Raw genomic sequence first — 17,574 nt, 5'->3', positions numbered from 1 at the left:
CATGACCGACAGCCCCGCCCCACAGCAGACGGAGACCTGCGCGCGCCCGGCAGCCGGGGCCGAACCGGCGCGTATTCTGACCATCATCCTGAACTACAAGACGCCCGAAATGACGCTGGACTGTGCCGCCGCCGCGCTGGAGCAGATGAACGCGCTGCAAGGTGAGGTGGTGATCATAGACAATGGCTCTGGCGATGGGTCCTATGACAAATTGCTGACGGCGGTGCAGGAGCGTGGCTGGCTGGACAGCGGCCGCCTGCGCCTGATCGCCAGCGACCGCAACGGCGGGTTTGGGGCGGGCATGAACATCGGCTTTCGCCTCGGCCTCGCCGATGGCAGCGCGCCTGAGTTTTATTATCTGCTGAACTCGGATGCCTTTGTGCAGCCGGGAGCGATCCGCGCATTGCGGGATTTCTTGCAGGCCACACCAACCGCCGGGCTGGTCGGCTCTTATGTGCGGGGCACCGATGGGACGCCCCATTGCACCGCCTTCCGGTTCCCGACCATTGCGGGGGAATTCGAATCCTCGGTGCGGACCGGCATCGTGACCCGCCTGCTGAAAGATGCCGTGGTGCCCATGGAGATCCCGACCGAGCCAACCCAGCTGGATTGGACCGCTGGTGCCAGCCTGATGATCCGACGCGAGGTGATCGAGGCGGTTGGAGGTTTTGACGAGACCTTCTTTCTCTATTTCGAGGAAACCGAATTGTGCCACCGTGCCGCCCGCGCCGGATGGAGCACGCATTATCTGCCGGAAAGCGAGGTGGCCCATGTGGGATCCGCCTCAACCGGGATGAAGGATTGGCAGCGCACACCGCAATACTGGTTCGACAGCAGGCTGCACTACTTTCTCAGCACCCATGGGCGCGCCTATACGGTCGGAGCCACATTGGCGCTGATCACGGGCAGCCTGCTCTATGGGCTGCGGCGGCTGGTTTCGGACAAACCCGCCTCGGATCCGCCCTATTTTCTGCGGGACCTGATCGTTCATCATAGCCGCGCGATCTTTCGCCGCCGCCAAACCCAGCCTATGGAAACGCGCCAGACCCCGTCTCAACCGGAGGAGCAGAAATGACCCCATTCTCCTGTATCGTGCTTGGCAATGAATCGCTGCTTGTCGCCTGTGCCGACACCTTGATGGCCCGTGGCCACAGCATCGCCGCCGTAGTGACCAAAGACGCCGAAATCCGCCAGTGGGCCGCTGACAAGGGGCTGAGCGTGCTGGAGGATGCGCGCGACTTTGGCGGATCGGTGGACTGGCTGATGTCGATCGCCAATCTCGAAATCATCCCCGACAGCGTGCTGACCCGCGCGACCAAGGGCGGCGTCAATTTCCATGATGGACCTTTGCCGCGCTATGCCGGTCTCAATACGCCGAACTGGGCCCTGATCGAAGGGGCGACGGAATACGGTATCACCTGGCATATGATCGAAGGCGGTGTGGATGAGGGCGACATCCTCGCCCAGCGCCTGTTTGAGATTGCCGGGGATGAGACGGCCTATAGTCTCAACGCCAAATGCTACGCCGCGGCGATGGACAGCTTCGGCGATGTGCTGAGCCAGCTGGAAACCGACACGCTGGCGCGGCAGGCGCAGGATTTCAGCACCCGCAAGCTCTATACCCGCGCTGATCGGCCCGAAGCCGGCGCCCTGCTGGACCTGTCGCAGCCTGCGGCTGATGTGCACCGGCTGATCCGCGCGCTTGATTTCAACGGCTATTGGAACCCGCTCTGCGCGGCCAAGCTACATCTGGGCACGGAGGACAGCGCGCCGGTGGTGCTGATCGGCTCTGCCGAGGTGGTGCCGGGATCGGCGGCACCGGGCACGGTGCTAGCCGTCGACGACACCAGCGTCACGCTGGCCTGCGACGACGGCGCGCTGCGGCTGCTGGGGTTGCACCATAGCGATGGTCGCCTGATCCGCGCCGGCACCCATGTCCAAACCGGGGATGTGCTGCGGCAGCTGAATGCGGAGACGCGCCGCGATCTGACAGGGCGGCTGGCCGCAACACAGGCAAGCGAAGCCAGATGGCGCGCGGCCCTCGCCGCGCTGCCTGCCACGGATCTGCCGCTTGCCAGACCCGCGGGCGATGCCGGTGCCGATATCACCAGCCACGCGCTGAACCTGCCCGACGGCCATGCCATGACGGAAGCCGATGCGGTGACCACGGCGCTTGCCCTGGCGCTGTGCAGTTCAGGGTCCGAGGCTGCGGGGATCGCGCTTAGCAATGATGCGCTGCAACAGGCGGCGGTCACAGGGATGATCTGTGACTGGGTGCCGGTGCAATCCAGCCGCGACAGCCACCTGGCAGACCTGCAAACCCGCCTACGCGAGGATCTCGACAGCATCCGCAACAGCGGCGGATTCGCATCCGATCTGATCGCCCGCGCGCCAGAGCTGCGGCAGACCGCAGGCAGCGGCCTTTGCCCCGACATCGGCTGCAATCTGGGGAGCGACCGGCCCATTGCGGGATGTGCGGCGACGCTTTGCCTGACGGATGGCAGGCTGACTCTGGAGGCCGATAGCACACGCCTTGATGCGCAGGCCGTCGACCTGCTGATCGCTCGGATCAACATGCTGGTCGCAGCGCGCGACGCAGCGGCCGAGGGGACTTTTGCCGATCTGCCCGTTCTGCCAGAGACCGAACGGCAACAGATGCTGGTGGCCTGGAATGAAACCGCTCTGACCGGGACGCAGTACACCACCATCCTGGCAGAATTTGCAGCCCAGGTGGCGCGGACCCCGGAGGCCACAGCGCTGGTCTACGAAAATCAAAGCCTGACCTACGCGGAGCTATCTGAGGAGGTGGAACAACTGGCGGCGCTGCTGCGCCATAGGGGTGTTGCGCCGGGCAGCCATGTCGGCATCTATCTGGGGCGGAGCCCTGCGCTGGTCATCGCGGCGCTGGCGACCATGGCCGCGGGCGGGGCCTATGTGCCGCTTGATCCGGCCTATCCGGCGGATCGGATCGCGCATTTCATCACCGACAGCGCGGCCAGTGTGATCCTGACCGACAGCCGTTTGCGCGACCAGCTGCCCGGCACCGCATCTGCCGATGTTCTCTGTCTGGATGATCTGCCGGAGACACCCGCAGGCAGCGGTGGGCCGACCACCCAGCCGGAGCCGCAGGATCTGGCTTATCTGATCTATACCTCCGGCTCTACCGGCACCCCAAAGGGGGTGATGGTGCGCCATGGCAATGTGGCAAATTTCTTTGCCGCAATGGACCAGCGGGTTCCGCATCAGCCGGGCGATTGCTGGCTGGCAGTGACCAGCCTGTCGTTTGATATCTCCGTGCTTGAGCTGTTCTGGACCCTGTCGCGCGGCTTCAAGCTGGTGCTGTCCAGTGATGAGGCACGGTTGCAGCTGTCCAATGGCCCCATCGCAACCAGCGACCGGGGCATGGACTTCAACCTGTTCTACTGGGGCAATGACGACGGCCCCGGTCCGCGCAAATATGAACTGCTGCTGGAGGGCGCGAAATTCGCCGATCAGCACGGGTTCAACGCGGTCTGGACACCGGAGCGGCATTTCCACGCCTTTGGCGGCCCCTATCCGAACCCGGCGGTAACCGGCGCGGCGGTGGCTGCGGTGACGAAGAATATCGGTGTGCGCGCGGGCTCCTGCGTGGCGCCGCTGCACCACCCGGCCCGGATTGCCGAGGAATGGTCGGTGATCGACAATCTGACCGGCGGCCGCGCCGGTATTGGCTTTGCCTCGGGCTGGCAGCCGGATGATTTCATCCTGCGCCCCGAAAACACCCCCCCCGCCAACAAGCCTGCGCTGTTTGAGGCGATCGAGACCGTGCGCAAGCTCTGGCGCGGCGAGGAGGTTGCCTTCCCGCGCAAGGATGGCGGCGACCACGCGGTGCTGACCCAGCCGCGCCCGGTGTCAAAGGAACTGCCGGTCTGGGTGACAACGGCCGGCAACCCCGAGACCTGGCGCGAAGCTGGCAGCATCGGGGCCAATGTGCTGACCCATCTGCTGGGCCAGAGCATCGACGAAGTCGCGGGCAAGATCGCCATATACCACGACGCCCTGCGCGCGGCTGGTCACGATCCGCGCGATCACAAGGTCACGTTGATGCTACACAGCTATCTTGCCGATACCCGCGAGGAAGCCCGCGCCACGGCCCGTGAACCGATGAAGGATTACCTGCGCGCAGCGGCCGGTCTGATCAAGCAATACGCCTGGGCCTTCCCCGCGTTCAAGAAACCCGAGGGGGTGAAAAACCCGTTTGAAATGGATCTCGGGATGCTCTCGACAGAGGAGCTGGAGGCCATTCTGGACTTCGCCTTTGAACGGTATTTCGAAGACTCCGGCCTGTTTGGAACCATTGCCGATGCCATGCAGCGGGTCGAACAGCTGAAGCGGATTGGCGTTGATGAAATCGCCTGTCTGATCGACTATGGCATCGCGCCCGAGGTGGTGCTGGAGGGGCTGAAACCCCTTGCGGAGGTGCTGCGTCTTGCCAATGCCCCGCAGGAACTTGCGGCGGAGGATGTCTCGCTGGCGGCGCAGATCCTTCGCCATGGCGTCACCCATATGCAATGCACCCCGTCGATGGCGCGGATGATCACCGCGGATGCCGATGCGCGCCCGGTGCTGGGGCGGCTGTCGCACCTGCTGATCGGCGGGGAGGCGCTGCCGGGAGATCTGGTCGCGGATCTGCGCGGGGCGACCAGCGCAGAGATCCACAATATGTACGGACCGACGGAGACGACGATCTGGTCAACCATGCAGACCCTATCCGGCGTGCCCGCCGGGACCGCCCAAATCGGGGCGCCGATTGCCAATACCACTGTTTATGTCGTCAAGGAGGATCTGTCTCCGCAGCCGGTCGGAGTGCCGGGGGAGCTGCTGATCGGCGGCGCAGGCGTCACCGCCGGGTATTGGCAGCGCCCCGAGCTGACTGCGGAACGGTTTATTCCCGATCCCTTTAGCGATGCGGGCGCCGGGGTGACCTCGACCCATCTTTATCGCACCGGCGATCTGGTCCGCTGGCGCGGCGATGGCCAGCTGGAATTCCTCGGCCGTAGTGACCATCAGGTCAAGATCCGGGGCCAGCGGATCGAGCTGGGCGAAATCGAGGCCGCGCTTGCAGCCATGGACGGGATAACCGGCGCGGTTGTGGTGGCGCGCGACAGCGGGGCAGACACCCGGCTGGTTGCCTATGTCACCGGCGCGCTGCCGCCGGATCAGGCAGCACTCAAGGCCGCGCTGGCGCAGCAGCTCGCTGCCGTCATGGTGCCAAGCCATATCGAGCATCTCGCCGCCTTCCCGCTGACGCCGAACAAGAAGATCGACCGCAAGGCCCTGCCGGACCCGAAACCGGTGCGGATCACTGCTCCCATCTCCGACACCCCGCTCAGCGCCGGAGCGCAGAGCAAGATTGCCGAGATCTGGGCCGGGATCCTTGGGGTCAGCGGTATCGGGGCAGAGGACAATTTCTTCACCCTCGGCGGTCATTCCTTGCTGGCCGTGCAGGCCCATCGCGACATTCGCGGCGCTCTGGATGTGCCGAAGCTCTCGATCACGGATATCTTCCGGTTTCCGACGCTGTCGGGGCTGGCCAGCCATATCGACACGCTGACCGGAGCGGCCCCGGCAGAGGACACCGCCGCCCCCGCGGTCGATGCGGCGGCAAAATCCGATATGATGTCGAAACGCCGCGCGATGCGGGCCAACCGCAAGGCCCGCAGCGGATGAGCCTTGCCGATCCGCTCTCACGCAGCGCCCGGCACAAGGCGCTGATCCGCCGGTTGTTTGACGCCTGTGTCGTGGTGGAAACCTGCGATCCGCAGGACGATCCGCCTCCGCCCTTCCCTGAGGAGGCCGCCTGCCTGTCGCCAAATGCCGTGGAGAAGCGGCGGCGCGAATTTGCGGCGGGCCGCGCTGCCGCGCATCGCGCGATGGCAACGCTGGGCCTGACACCAAGCGCGATTCCCGTCGGCCCCAAACGCGCGCCGGTCTGGCCGCCTGAGGTTGTCGGCTCGATCAGCCATTGTCACAGCGCCGCCGTCGCCGTTATGGCCCTGCCCCAACAGATGCGCGGGCTCGGGGTCGACGTGGAGGAGGACACGCCTCTGGCGAATGACCTGATCCCGCAGATCTGCCGCCCGGCCGAGCGTGACTGGCTCGCACAACAAAACAGCCCCGGCCAGCTCGCCAAAGTGATATTCTCGGCCAAGGAAGCGGCTTATAAATGTCAGTACCGCCTGAGCGAGCGGTTCTTTGGCTTTGACGGGATGGAAGTTGAGATGGATTTGGCGCAGGGCACCGATCAGATCAGCGGGACGTTTTGCGCGCGGTTCACAGCGGATCAGCTGCCGTTTCGAAAAGGCGACGCCATTGACGGGCGTTTTGTTATCGGGGAGGGGCTGATCGCAACCGCCGCGCAGCTGCCAGAGGTGCAATGATCGGCCGTCGCGGATTTCTCGCCCTCTTGTCGCTGCTGCCACTGCGCGCGCAGGCCAGCCCCTTTGCCCTGCCCTTGCTGAAGGCCCCGACAGGCCCGATGCGGGTGTTCCACCTTGGCCATTCGCTGGTTGGTCGCGATATGCCGCATATGGTGCGGCAGCTGGCACCGGAAGGGCACAGCTACAACAGCCAGCTGGGGTCGGGCACCCCGTTGCAGGATCACTGGGAGCCGGATCTGGATATCCTGCATTTCGATCAGGTCAATCACCCTCCGGTCTGGCGGGATGCACCCGAGGCGGTTGGCTCCGGTGATTATGACGCCGTGATCCTGACGGAGATGGTCGAACTGCGCGACGCGCTGCGCTATTTCAAAGGCGCGCGATATTTTCGCCGCTGGGCTGATCTGGCCCGGGCGGGGTCGGATCGGACGCGGATATACCTCTATGAAACCTGGCACCCGCTGGATACGCCGGATGGCTGGCTGAAGCGGATCGACGGTGATCTGGAACAGCTCTGGCTGGGCGGGCTGGCCGGATCTGACAGCCGCCGCAATCCGAGACGTCCCGCCTATCTGATCCCCGCAGGACAGGTGATGGCCGCCGTCGTGCGCGCCGCCGAGGACGGCCAGATCGACGGGATGACTCATCGCGAGGCGCTTTTTGCCCGCACATCCGAGGGGGCACTGGACCCGATCCATATCAACGATCTGGGCGCCTATGTCGTAGCGCTGACCCATGTCAGCGTGCTTTATCACAAAAGCCCGGTTGGCCTGCCGCATCAGCTGCAACGCGCCGATGGCTCGCCTGCGGATGCTTTCAGCGCCAAAGCCGCGCGGCAGGTGCAGGAGATCGTCTGGCAGGTGATCACGCGCCACCCCCGCACTGGTGTTTCCCCATGACGCTGGCAGATCTGGTGGCCAGTGTCGTCATGGTCGGGCATTCCCTGTTCGGACCCGACAATCCGGTGATGCTGGACCAGCTCCTGGCCCGGCAACCGGCCGCGACTGCCGGACAGATCGCCGAAGAGATCAGGGTCGAGGCGCAGATCATCAACGGCGCGCCGCTCAGCTACAATTGGACACATGCCGATCAGGCCGAGGGGATCAATGCCCGCACCCGTCTGGCCGAAGGCGTGGATGCGCTGATCGTGACCGAGGCGATCCCCCTCACCAACCATCTGAAGTGGAGCGATACCGAGGGGGCGCTGACGCAGTTCTACAACCTTGCCCACACCGCCAACCCTGAGGTTGAGGTCTATCTGCAGGAAACCTGGCACAGCCTGAACAGCGGAACCGGGGTTGAGGTGCCTTTTGATCCGGGGGCGACCATGCAATGGCGCGACCGGCTGGCGGCGGATCTGCCGCGCTGGCAAAAGGTCGTCGACACGGTCAACAAAAAGACCGGCGGAGAGATCAGGCTGCTCAAGGCAGGTCAGGCGATGGCGCGACTGGATGACGCCATACAGGCAGGTACGGTGCCGGGCCTTGCGCGGATCGAAGATGTCTTTGCCGATGATATCCATCCCAATGATCTTGGGTTTTATTTTCTGTCGGCGCTGCAATATGCGGTGCTGACCGATCAGTCTCCGGTGGGGCTGCCGCACCAGCTGCGCTCCAAATGGGGCGGTCGCTACGAGGCGCCCGCGCCGGACCTGGCGCGACGACTGCAGGAGATTGCCTGGGATGCCGCTCAGGACCGAACACAGCGGGCAGCCCTGCCTGCCGATCCGCCTCCGCTGCCCGACGACCCGATGCTGCCTGCGCTGAACCGAGTGGTTTCGGCCAGCCAGACCAGCGCGCCGCGCGACATCGCCGCAGCGCAGGGGCTGCCCCAGGGCGCCGAGGTGCCGCATCAGCCGATTGCGATGAACCTGGCCTCGATTGCCGATTGGAGCCCGCAGGCTCCGTTTCTCGACCATTTCAAAACTGCCCGTCCGTGGATTGGTCATCTGGCCGGGCAATGGGGGGGCGCGGATTATGCCGATCTTGCAGCAGCGGGATACCTGGACCCTGATGGCTGGCCGACCGCAATTCCACCGGAGCTTGGCTCGGTCGGGACGCTGATCCTCACCGATTTGCCTGCGGAGGCCGCCAGCCTCGCTGGGCGCTATGTTCTGCTGTTTGACGGCGACGGGATTGTCGAGGTGACGGGGCGGGCCAAGAACATCCGCTACGGCAAGACCGAAATCCGCTTTGACTATACGCCCGGTCCCGGCGCGGTCGAAATCCGCATTCAGCGCAGCGACCGGCAGGGAACCGGTGACTATATCCGCAACATCGCGGTGGTGATGGAAAAACACCTACCGGACTGGCAGGCCGGCGCCATCTTCAATCCGGATTTCATGGCGCGGATGCGTGGGTTTGCAGCGCTGCGATTCATGGACTGGATGGCCACCAACGACAGCACACAGGTTGGCTGGGAGGATCGCCCAAGGGTGCAGGACTACAGCTGGGCGGCCAAAGGTGCGCCAGCGGAGGTGCTGGTGGCGCTGGCCAATCAGCTTGGCACCGCGCCCTGGTTCACCCTGCCCCATATGGCCGACGACACCTATGTCCGTAACTACGCGCGGCTGGTGCGGGAGCAGCTGGACCCAGCGCTGACCGCCTATGTGGAATATTCCAACGAGGTCTGGAACTGGCAATTCGAACAGGCGGTCTGGGCTGATGATCAGGCCCGCGCCCGCTGGGGTGGCCAGGATCTGTGGATGCAGTTCTACGGTGGCCGCGCTGCCGAGGTTGCCGCGATCTGGACGGAGGTTTTTGGCGCGGCGGCCGATGACCGGCTGGTGCGCGTTATCTCTACCCAGACCGGATGGCTGGGGCTGGAGGAACAGGTGCTGACCGCGCCGCTCTGGGTTGCCGAAGATGCCACGCGCCGACCGCCGGCCCGCGCTTTTGACGCCTATGCGGTGACCGGCTATTTCGGCGGCGTTCTCGGCCTGCCGGAACGCGCGCCAATTCTGCGCGCCTGGATTGCCCAGAGCCGCGAGCAGGCTGAGGCCGCCGCCAGGGCCAAGGGTCTCAGCGGAACCGCCGCGGCCGATTTTGTCGAGGCGCATCAATATGATGCCGCGAGCGCATTGGCAGCGGCAGAATTGCAGGACGGGCTGGTTTCCGGCAGTTCCGACGACACGATCAGCGATCTTCTGGGCCGGGTTCTGCCCTATCATGCCAAAGTTGCAGAGGCCAACGGGCTCGACCTGATCATGTATGAGGGCGGCAGCCATGTGGTTGGCTTGGGTCCGATGGTCGATGACGACATGCTGACCGGTTTTTTCAGCCATTTCAATTACACCGAGGAGATGGGCGGCCTGTATCGCAGCCTGTTGCAGGGCTGGCCCGCCTTGGGCGGAAGTCTGTTTACCGCCTATTCGGATGTTTCGACACCCGGAAAATGGGGCAGCTGGGGCAGCCTGCGCTATCTGACCGACGACAACCCGCGCTGGCGCGCTGTGGAGGCGGCGAAATGACACCGCTGTTGAGCGTGCTGATCCCCGCACATAATGAGGCGGGCTATATCGGGTCGTGTCTGTCGGCGTTGTTTGCCAGTGATCCGCTGCCGGATGGTGCCACCGCCGAGGTCTTGGTGATCGCCAACGGTTGCACTGACACCACGGTCGCGGCGGCGCAGGCGGTGACGGTGCCGCCCGGGTGGGATTGCAGGGTGATTGATCGGCGCGAGGGCGGCAAGATCGGGGCTCTTCAACGGGGAGAAGCGCAGGCCACCGGTGGCATCTTGGTATATCTTGACGCCGATGTGTGTGTCGCCCCACCGCTGATGGCGCAGATATGCCACGCGCTGGATTGCACCGCGCCGCGCTATGCCAGCGGGTCGCCCCGGCTGGCTCCGGCCAAGAGCCTGATCAGCCGCCTTTACGGGCGGTTCTGGGAAACACTGCCCTTTGTCCAGCAGGGGGTGCCGGGGTTTGGCCTCTTTGCGATGAACCGGGCCGGGCGCGGGCGCTGGGAAGACTGGCCGGACATAATCGCCGACGATATCTACGCGCGCCTCAGCTTTGCGCCCCACGAGCGGCTCCGGCTAGAGGCAAGCTACCAATGGCCGCTGATCGAGGGGTTTCGCAATCTGGTGCGCGTGCGCAGACGCCAGAATGCCGGGGTTGCAGAGATTGCCGCGCGGTTCCCCGCACTGCTGGCCAATGAGGACGTCACCCGCCCTGGCCCCGCAGCAATTGGGGCGCGGGCGCTGCGCGACCCGGCGGGATTTATGTCCTATGCGGCTGTTGCCATCGCGGTGAAGTCGCCGCTGTTTCGCGGCCGACAGGAAACCCGCTGGACGCGGGGCCGCTAGGCGGGCCATTGCGCTGGCCTAGCTGGACTGCCCAGCAATCGCCGATCGGAAATGCGCCGCCAGCTTTGCGGCCTCTGTGTCGCTGTCGTGCCGCTCCAGAACCCGAGCGCGCCCGGCCTGCCCCATGGCAACCCGTTTGGAATGGGGCGTCGCTGCCAGATCCCGGATGGCCTGCGCCAGAGCAGCAGGATCACCCGCAGGCACCAGCCAGCCGGTCTCTCCCGGCAGCACCAGTTCAGGCGTACCCGCGATATAGGTGGCAATTACCGGACGTGCGGCTGCCATGGCCTCCATCACCACCATGGGCAGACCTTCGGCAAAGGAGGGCATCACCAGCGCCTGCGCGCGGGCCAGTTCGGCCCTGACATCAGCCTCGGAGAGCCAGCCGGTCAGCGTGACATGATCGCCAAGCCGGTGCTTCGCTATGGCGGCCTCCAGATCGGGGCGCATCTCACCATCGCCGATCAGCGCAAGATGCAGATCGGGATAATCCGCGACCAGATGCGCCATGGCCTCGATCAGCATCATCTGGCCTTTCTGCTCCACAAAGCGACCGATGGCGGCAATCCGCAATGCGCCTTCCGGCAATGGCGCGGGATCCGCAAAACGTGCAGGCTCAATCCCGCAATGCACCACCTTCAACCGCTCCCAGCTGCCAAAGGCCGCCCAGCGGCTCAGTTGACTGCGGCCAAAGCTGCTGATGGCTACCGCAAATCTGGCGCGGTTCAGTTTCTCCCCCAGGGACAAGGGTTGCGGCGCGTCGAATTCCTCTGGCCCGTGGGTGGTGAAACTATAGCCCCGCCCGCCCAATTCAGAGGCCAGAAGTGCAACGGTGGTCGCATTGGTGCCGAAATGCGCGTGCAGGTGGGCGATCTCCTGCTGCGCGGCATAATCGGCGACGTAGGCAGCCTCGGCCAGATAGATCAGATGACGCAGACGCCCCGCCTGCGACGCCGCCCCCAGGCGCCAGGCCATGCGGAGCGCGCCGATCAGACGTCGCGGCGTCCTGCGAGCAGACCGCATCAGCGCCCGGAGCAGACCGATTGCACCCCGGTCGAGGACGTAGATGGTGCGCGCCTGCTCGGCCTGGTCGCCGGGATCCACCAGAGGGGCGCTGCTGCGCCGCATGGCGATCCGATGGATCACGTGACCCTGGCGCTCCAGCGCCTGTACCTCGCGCCGGATGAAACTATGCGACGGCTGCGGATAGGTATTGAGAATATACGCTATTTTCACGAGGACGATGGCCCATTTTATGCAAGACTTGTCGCAGGCTATCGTCAGTTGTCGCACTTGCCCAGCATTGCCGCGATCATGCCGCGGAATTGACGACTTTGAGGATCAGTATCGCAAGTGTATCGCAAAACCTCGAGGATATTGATGCAGCAGGTCCTGTCGCTTTTCCAAGGAGAACGCCTCGCCGCCCGCGTGTTGCGCTCGGCCTCCTGGCTGATGATCGGCTATGGCGGCAGTCAGGCGCTGCGGCTGGCGGCGAATCTGGTGATGACGCGGCTGCTGTTCCCCGAAGCCTTTGGCCTGATGGCGCTGGTCAGCGTTGTGGTCACCGGGCTGGCGCTGTTTTCCGATATGGGGATCGGTCCGTCCATTGCCCAGAGCAAGCGCGGTGACGATCCGGATTTCCTCGACACGGCCTGGAGCGTGCAGGTGGTGCGTGGCTTTGTCCTGTGGGGGTTGACCCTGCTGTTGGCCTGGCCTGTTTCGCAATTCTATGGCGCAGCGGAATTGCTGTGGTACCTGCCGATTGCCGGTATCGCGCTGGTGCTCAACGGATTTGACCCGATCCGCGTGGAGACGGCGCATCGCCATTTGCTGGTCGGTCGACTAACGGCGCTGGAGCTGATCAGCCAGGCTATTGGTATTGGCGCCATGGTTCTGCTGGCCTGGTGGACGCAATCGGTTCTGGCCCTGGTCCTGGGCAGTGTCCTGCAGGCAGGCGTATTCCTGCTGAGCGTGCATCTGGGACTGCCGGGACGGCCCAGCCGGTTTCGATGGGAGCCGACGGCGCTGCGTGAATTGCTGCATTTCGGCAAATGGATTTTCCTGTCGACCGCCTTCTGGTTTCTGACCTCGCAGGGCGATCGGGCCATTCTGGGCAAGTTCGTCCCGCTGGACGTGCTTGGTATCTACAATATCGGGTTTTTCCTGGCGAGCTTCCCGATGGCACTCGGCCATGCGGTGAACCAGCGGCTGATGATCCCGGTTTACCGCGACAAGCCTGCCCACGCCGCACCGGAGTACCGGCGCAAACAGCGCCAGCTGCGCGCCGGGCTGAGCATGATGATCCTGTCGATCCTGCTGACGATGGCCTGGCTTGGCCCCTGGCTTGTCGATCTGCTCTATGATGCGCGATATGGCGATGCCGGTCCGATGGTGGTTCTGATCGCGCTTGCCATGGCTCCGGCTGTGATCACCATGACCTATGATCAGGCCGCGTTGGCCGCCGGGGACAGCCGGTCATTCTTTGTTTTTACGGCGGCGCGAGGGATTGCGCAGACGGTGCTGTTTCTGGCCGGGGTGATGCTGTTTGGCCTGACAGGCGGGATCGCCGCGCTGGGGCTGGCGATGGTAATGGCCTATCCGGTGATGATCTGGCTGGCCTGCAAACACCATGTCTGGGATCCGCTGCATGACCTGCTGTTTATGGTTCTGGCTCTGATGGTTGGCCTGTCCGCGATCTGGTGGCACTGGGACAGGCTGACGGCGATGATCGCCGCAGTTGGCTAAGAACCAAGACCGAACGCCTCTTTCAGCCGCTTGCTTCGGCCCCCGGCGGGCGCCGCCTGTTGAAGCCTCTGCGCAGCCGCGCGAGGAAGCCGCGCCGCCGGGGTGCCGTGTCCAGATAGGGGATCGCAACAACCGGTGTCAGGCCGGTCTCCCGCTCCATCTGCGCCACGCTGCGCAGCACCGGGTGCCGCAGCTCAAGCAAGAAGGCGATGCCAAGGGCCAGTCCGATACTGGCAACACCGCCCATCAGTGCCTTTTTCTTGCGCCCGCCTGTTGCCGGATAGTCCGGAAGCGGCGCGGATTCGATGATATTCAAGCGCTCCGACTGGCGCGAGGCCTCCAGACGAAAGCCCACTTCCGCCTCGGTCCGGCGCTGAGAAATCGCATCCAGCTCGCTTTGCAGCTGGCTCATCCTGCGCTCATAGACGCCAAGCTGGCGCTCCACCTCCGGTGTGGTTTCCAGCGATCGCTCAAGCGTCGACCTGCGGTTCAGCAGCAGTTCGCGCTGCGCGTCCAGCGTGGCCAGTTTCTCCTCAAAGACTTCCAGCATGCGACGGGCCGTGGCCTGACGCTGGTTCGATGTGGTCTGATCCGCCTGTCTGCGCAGCTCGATTTGCTCGCGCTCGATTTCCAGCAAGCCGGTATTGAGCGATGAAATCTCCTCGCGGCGCATCTCGATCCCGCCGGGAAGTGCAACGTTATTGGCGTTGCGATAGGCGGTGATCTCATTCTCGAGCTCGGCCACCTCGCCGATGAGCGCGGCTTCCTTGTCGGCAAAAAAGGTCAGGGTTTCCCGGGCCTGTTCGATGCGCGAGCTCTGGCTCAGTTCAATTGTGCGGGTGGCGAATTCACTGGCAACGGCCTGCGCCTGTTCCGGCGTCGGCATCAGCGCCGAGATGGTCAGCACCGAAATCGTGCCGTCATCGGCAAACCCCTCCCTCGCGGCAGCAACCCCGGTCAGCGAGACGGAGTCGCGCAGCAGCGCCACCTTTTCAGAGGGGACAAGGCCTGGCAGTTCCTTGTAGAGACCGTATTTCTCGATGATTTCCAGGACCGAACCACGCGCCATCAGACGCTGCTCGATCAGTTGCAGCCGCCGCGCCGAAGATCCGTCAACGGTGGATTTGGCAAGTTCGTCGGCGATCTTCGGCCGGGTGATCTGCAGGACCGCCGAGCTTTCGTAGAAATGCTGCTGCTTTGCCGCGACCCATAGCGACACCATGGCACCCAGCAGGACAACCCAAAGGATCACCGACGCGCGCCGTCGCAGCATATCCAAAATGTCATCCAGAGTGCGGATCGGTCCCATGTGTCGGCTCGTTTGATGGTTGGTTGCGGTTGGTCGTCGGTTCAGAAACGGCGCGCGCGCCGGGAGGCGGGATCAGGGACCTCGGCGAGGTCCCCGGTCGGATCTATTGGCCAAATTGCAGCAAACCGGCGCCCCGCGCGCGGTTCAGGCTGACGCCCAGCAACTGGGTTTGACCATCAAAGAGTTTTTCACAGGCCGCGAGATGTGCCGCCGTGGTACGGGTGCCGTCGGCAATCAGCAGAACGCCATCGACCTGCGGCAGAAAGGCGGCGGTATCGTCATGTTCCAGAACCGGCGGCAGATCGAACAATGTCACATCCGCGCCCGTGCTTAGCACCATGTCGTCGATCACGCTGGCGCACCGCCCGTCATGCAGGATTTCGGCGGCGTTGCGGTCCGGGGCTGCGGTCAGCCCGACGGCCAGAGACGCGGCGGGGCGGATCAGATGCTCTGCCAGTGTCAGCTCCCCTGATAGAAAGCCCGGCATATCGCCGGCCGGTGGCAGTTTCAGCGCGGAGGCGACACCGGGTCTGCGAAAATTCAGATCCATCAGAACCGTGCGTGTCCCCGGAACCCGCGCCATGCTGAGCGCGAGGTTGACGGCAGAGAACGTGGCCCCGCACCCGGCTGTCGGCGCCGCAATGGCAACCCGCTTCCAGCCCTGTGCCTTCAGACTGTGAAGCAGGCGGGTGCGCAGCAGGTCAAAGGCGTTGGCGGTGGGGGAGTTGCGAAAGAAATTCACCAGCGGCGAGCGCGCCACCTGATGGCCGCGAATGTCCAGTGGGACGCGGTGGAGACGCTCCCACATCTCGGGCAGGGTCGCGGGCAGGCGCTGCGGCTTTGGATCCGTATCTGAGATCCCTTCGAGCGGCCTGTTTCTGCTGCTCTCAGGGCGCCGGGCAAAACGTCTGCCTTCATCGGCCTGCGCGCTGCGCGCGGCAGCCGCCATTTCTCGGGCACTTTCACCGCCCTGTTGTGGCGCGTTCGGCGCAGACTGAGGCTGCCCGGTCAGAGCCGTGTCATGCTCTGGGTCCGAGGAGTTGCGCCCCTTGCGGCGGCGAAATCTCTTAAAGCCTTGTTGCGTCATTGCAATGGGGTCGTCCCACTCCAGTTTCTGTCCACAGGTGCCAGGGGCCTCCGCGTCGTTGATCGCATCTTTCATGAAACCCCCTCGCAGTTCTACCACGTTAGGCAAGATGCGCCTATAGTCCGGCCCATCACAGTTAGATGCGATCGGTTAATATCCCGTGCCTCGCAGAACGACACCCACCGTCCGCAGCAAAAGATCGACATCCGTGCGCAGGCTCAGGTCGCCGTGATAGCTGGTATCGGCGCGGGCGCGGGTGGCAAATCCACTCTCATTGCGCACCGAGACCTGCCAGAGACCGGTAATCCCGGGTTTGAGATCGAAATAGGCGGTGGCATCGCCGTAGAGCGAAAGTTGATCCGGCATCATCGGACGCGGGCCAACCAGGCTCATCTCACCGATCAGAACATTCCACAGCTGTGGCAGCTCATCCAGTGACGTGGTGCGCAGGAAGCGGCCGACCGGCGTGATGCGCGGATCTGCCTTCAGCTTCTGCGTCTCGTCCCATTCGCGCCGCATGGCCGGATTGCTGGCGAGATAACGCTCCAGCAGCTTGTCGGCATCGCGCACCATGGTGCGCAGCTTCAGGATCGAGAATACCCGCCCGCGCTGGCCAAGGCGATCCTGCGTGTAGAAGGGATTGCCCCCTTCCAGCCAAAGCGCAAGCGCGGCCATCAGGATCAAGGGCAGGCTGATCGGCAGTGTGAGCAGAACCAGCGTGATATCGAGCATACGTTTGCCGAGAACGGCATAACCCTGACGAGACATTTTCGAGGACTGGGCCTGCACGTCGTCGCGCAGTCCGGTCAGGTGACTGTCGAGCGTCCGGCGCGGCGAAGATGATCGCGCCGAAAGCTCTGCATTCATATTGGCAACGGACTTGGCGACAGACACAAAACGCGCCTCCCTGACCAATGCCACAGGATAGCCGTTTCCGACCAACGGCCAGCGCGACCATGTCGCCCGACCGACCGCAACACCAGGCGGGCGAGCAGCCCCCTCTTGCACGAAATCCTTCATTTCTAACCCCAATCTAGGACCGCCCCCGCGATCCTCACCCGTGCGCTGAAACAACAGCGACATTGCCCCGCCAAAGCGGGCGTACTCGCACCAATCTGAGTATCCCGGCACGACAGCGCCCCGGGTCCCAAGTCCAATAAGATCGATGGTTCTTCTCCAGCCGCACCCCCATGAGGCTGGCACCTTCGTCCCAATCAGGCGGCCCGTTCAGGTCGCCCTCCGAACCGCAATTGCGGCCATTTCTTAATAAAGCAATTTTACGCAAATCTCAGTAAAATCGGAGATAGGGCAGTATTCGCTCAATTTTCAGTAAATCAGGGCGCCAACTGAGAAACAATTCCTCTAAAGGATAGGAACTATCTCCGCAGCCTACCCAAAAGTATAAGGAATCAACCAAGACTCATGGCTAAATTCGAGTCCACGCCCGGCTTATCCAATGAGGAATGTTAACCTTCTTTATCCGGTGGCTGGATCTGTTAACCATTTCCCCGCCATTGCCGAAACAAAAATAGCGCCAATCCGGGCCCGATTGTCGCCTGAAGCCAAATGGCGCCAAATCCGGGGCTGACGTTGATCATTGACCCGGAACTTGGCAAGGAGGGGCCTGGTGCCGGAAACCGCCGTCACCGCATTCCCGTTTCGGGATCTGGGCAAAAGGACATCGACATGTGCGCTGCATCTTCTGA

11 protein-coding genes are annotated in these 17,574 nt (G+C 63.8%); 7 read left to right on the top strand and 4 right to left on the bottom strand.

Annotation, left to right across the window (positions count from 1 at the left end; all coding sequences use genetic code 11):
* Nucleotide 1: 1 nt before the first annotated feature.
* Genes VWY75_RS03660 through VWY75_RS03635 form a run of 6 tightly spaced genes read left to right on the top strand, consistent with a single transcriptional unit; the run spans nucleotide 2 to nucleotide 10,727 of the window.
* Entirely contained in the window at nucleotides 2-1,075 is a 1,074-nt protein-coding gene (locus VWY75_RS03660; protein ID WP_416537327.1) for a glycosyltransferase family 2 protein, read from the top strand.
* Nucleotides 1,072-5,709: a MupA/Atu3671 family FMN-dependent luciferase-like monooxygenase gene (locus VWY75_RS03655; protein ID WP_416537286.1), complete on the top strand. Its 4,638-nt coding sequence runs from the start codon at nucleotides 1,072-1,074 to the stop codon at nucleotides 5,707-5,709. Before VWY75_RS03660 ends, VWY75_RS03655 begins: the two co-directional genes overlap by 4 nt.
* Nucleotides 5,706-6,419, top strand: a complete 714-nt coding sequence (locus VWY75_RS03650; RefSeq protein ID WP_416537285.1) for a 4'-phosphopantetheinyl transferase family protein — start codon at nucleotides 5,706-5,708, stop codon at nucleotides 6,417-6,419. The genes VWY75_RS03655 and VWY75_RS03650 overlap by 4 nt, the downstream gene beginning before the upstream one ends.
* Complete coding sequence (locus tag VWY75_RS03645; protein ID WP_416537284.1) at nucleotides 6,416-7,318, top strand: hypothetical protein; 903 nt, start codon at nucleotides 6,416-6,418, stop codon at nucleotides 7,316-7,318. The genes VWY75_RS03650 and VWY75_RS03645 overlap by 4 nt, the downstream gene beginning before the upstream one ends.
* Nucleotides 7,315-9,888: a hypothetical protein gene (locus tag VWY75_RS03640; RefSeq protein WP_416537283.1), complete on the top strand. Its 2,574-nt coding sequence runs from the start codon at nucleotides 7,315-7,317 to the stop codon at nucleotides 9,886-9,888. Before VWY75_RS03645 ends, VWY75_RS03640 begins: the two co-directional genes overlap by 4 nt.
* Nucleotides 9,885-10,727 (top strand): glycosyltransferase, encoded by an 843-nt coding sequence (locus tag VWY75_RS03635; protein ID WP_416537282.1) that lies wholly within the window; start codon nucleotides 9,885-9,887, stop codon nucleotides 10,725-10,727. Before VWY75_RS03640 ends, VWY75_RS03635 begins: the two co-directional genes overlap by 4 nt.
* Nucleotides 10,728-10,745: 18 nt before the next feature.
* Here the strand turns inward: VWY75_RS03635 and VWY75_RS03630 are convergent, their stop codons facing one another.
* On the bottom strand, nucleotides 10,746-11,963 hold the full coding sequence (locus VWY75_RS03630) for a glycosyltransferase (protein ID WP_416537281.1): 1,218 nt from the start codon (nucleotides 11,961-11,963) through the stop codon (nucleotides 10,746-10,748).
* A gap of 144 nt (nucleotides 11,964-12,107) precedes the next feature.
* Between VWY75_RS03630 and VWY75_RS03625 the strand changes: the two genes are divergently transcribed.
* The gene (locus VWY75_RS03625) at nucleotides 12,108-13,472 is read left to right on the top strand and encodes an oligosaccharide flippase family protein (protein WP_416537280.1); all 1,365 of its coding nucleotides are present in this window, start codon (nucleotides 12,108-12,110) and stop codon (nucleotides 13,470-13,472) included.
* A 22-nt stretch (nucleotides 13,473-13,494) separates the two neighbouring features.
* On the opposite strand, the gene VWY75_RS03620 is transcribed toward VWY75_RS03625, so the two are convergent.
* The 3 genes from VWY75_RS03620 to VWY75_RS03610 form a co-directional block, all read right to left on the bottom strand.
* Nucleotides 13,495-14,781: a DUF874 domain-containing protein gene (locus tag VWY75_RS03620; RefSeq protein ID WP_340544519.1), complete on the bottom strand. Its 1,287-nt coding sequence runs from the start codon at nucleotides 14,779-14,781 to the stop codon at nucleotides 13,495-13,497.
* A 103-nt stretch (nucleotides 14,782-14,884) separates the two neighbouring features.
* Entirely contained in the window at nucleotides 14,885-15,943 is a 1,059-nt protein-coding gene (locus VWY75_RS03615; RefSeq protein ID WP_416537279.1) for a CpsD/CapB family tyrosine-protein kinase, read from the bottom strand.
* Nucleotides 15,944-16,018: 75 nt separating this feature from the next.
* Nucleotides 16,019-16,762, bottom strand: a complete 744-nt coding sequence (locus VWY75_RS03610) for a sugar transferase (RefSeq protein ID WP_416537278.1) — start codon at nucleotides 16,760-16,762, stop codon at nucleotides 16,019-16,021.
* Between the last annotated feature and the right edge of the window lie 812 nt (nucleotides 16,763-17,574).

The sequence above is a fragment of the Phaeobacter sp. JH20_08 genome (genome assembly GCF_048056635.1).
In the GTDB taxonomy this organism is placed as follows: Bacteria; Pseudomonadota; Alphaproteobacteria; order Rhodobacterales; family Rhodobacteraceae; genus Phaeobacter; species Phaeobacter bryozoorum.
Note: the sequence above shows the minus strand (reverse complement) of the source record. Positions and strands in the feature narration are given on the sequence as shown.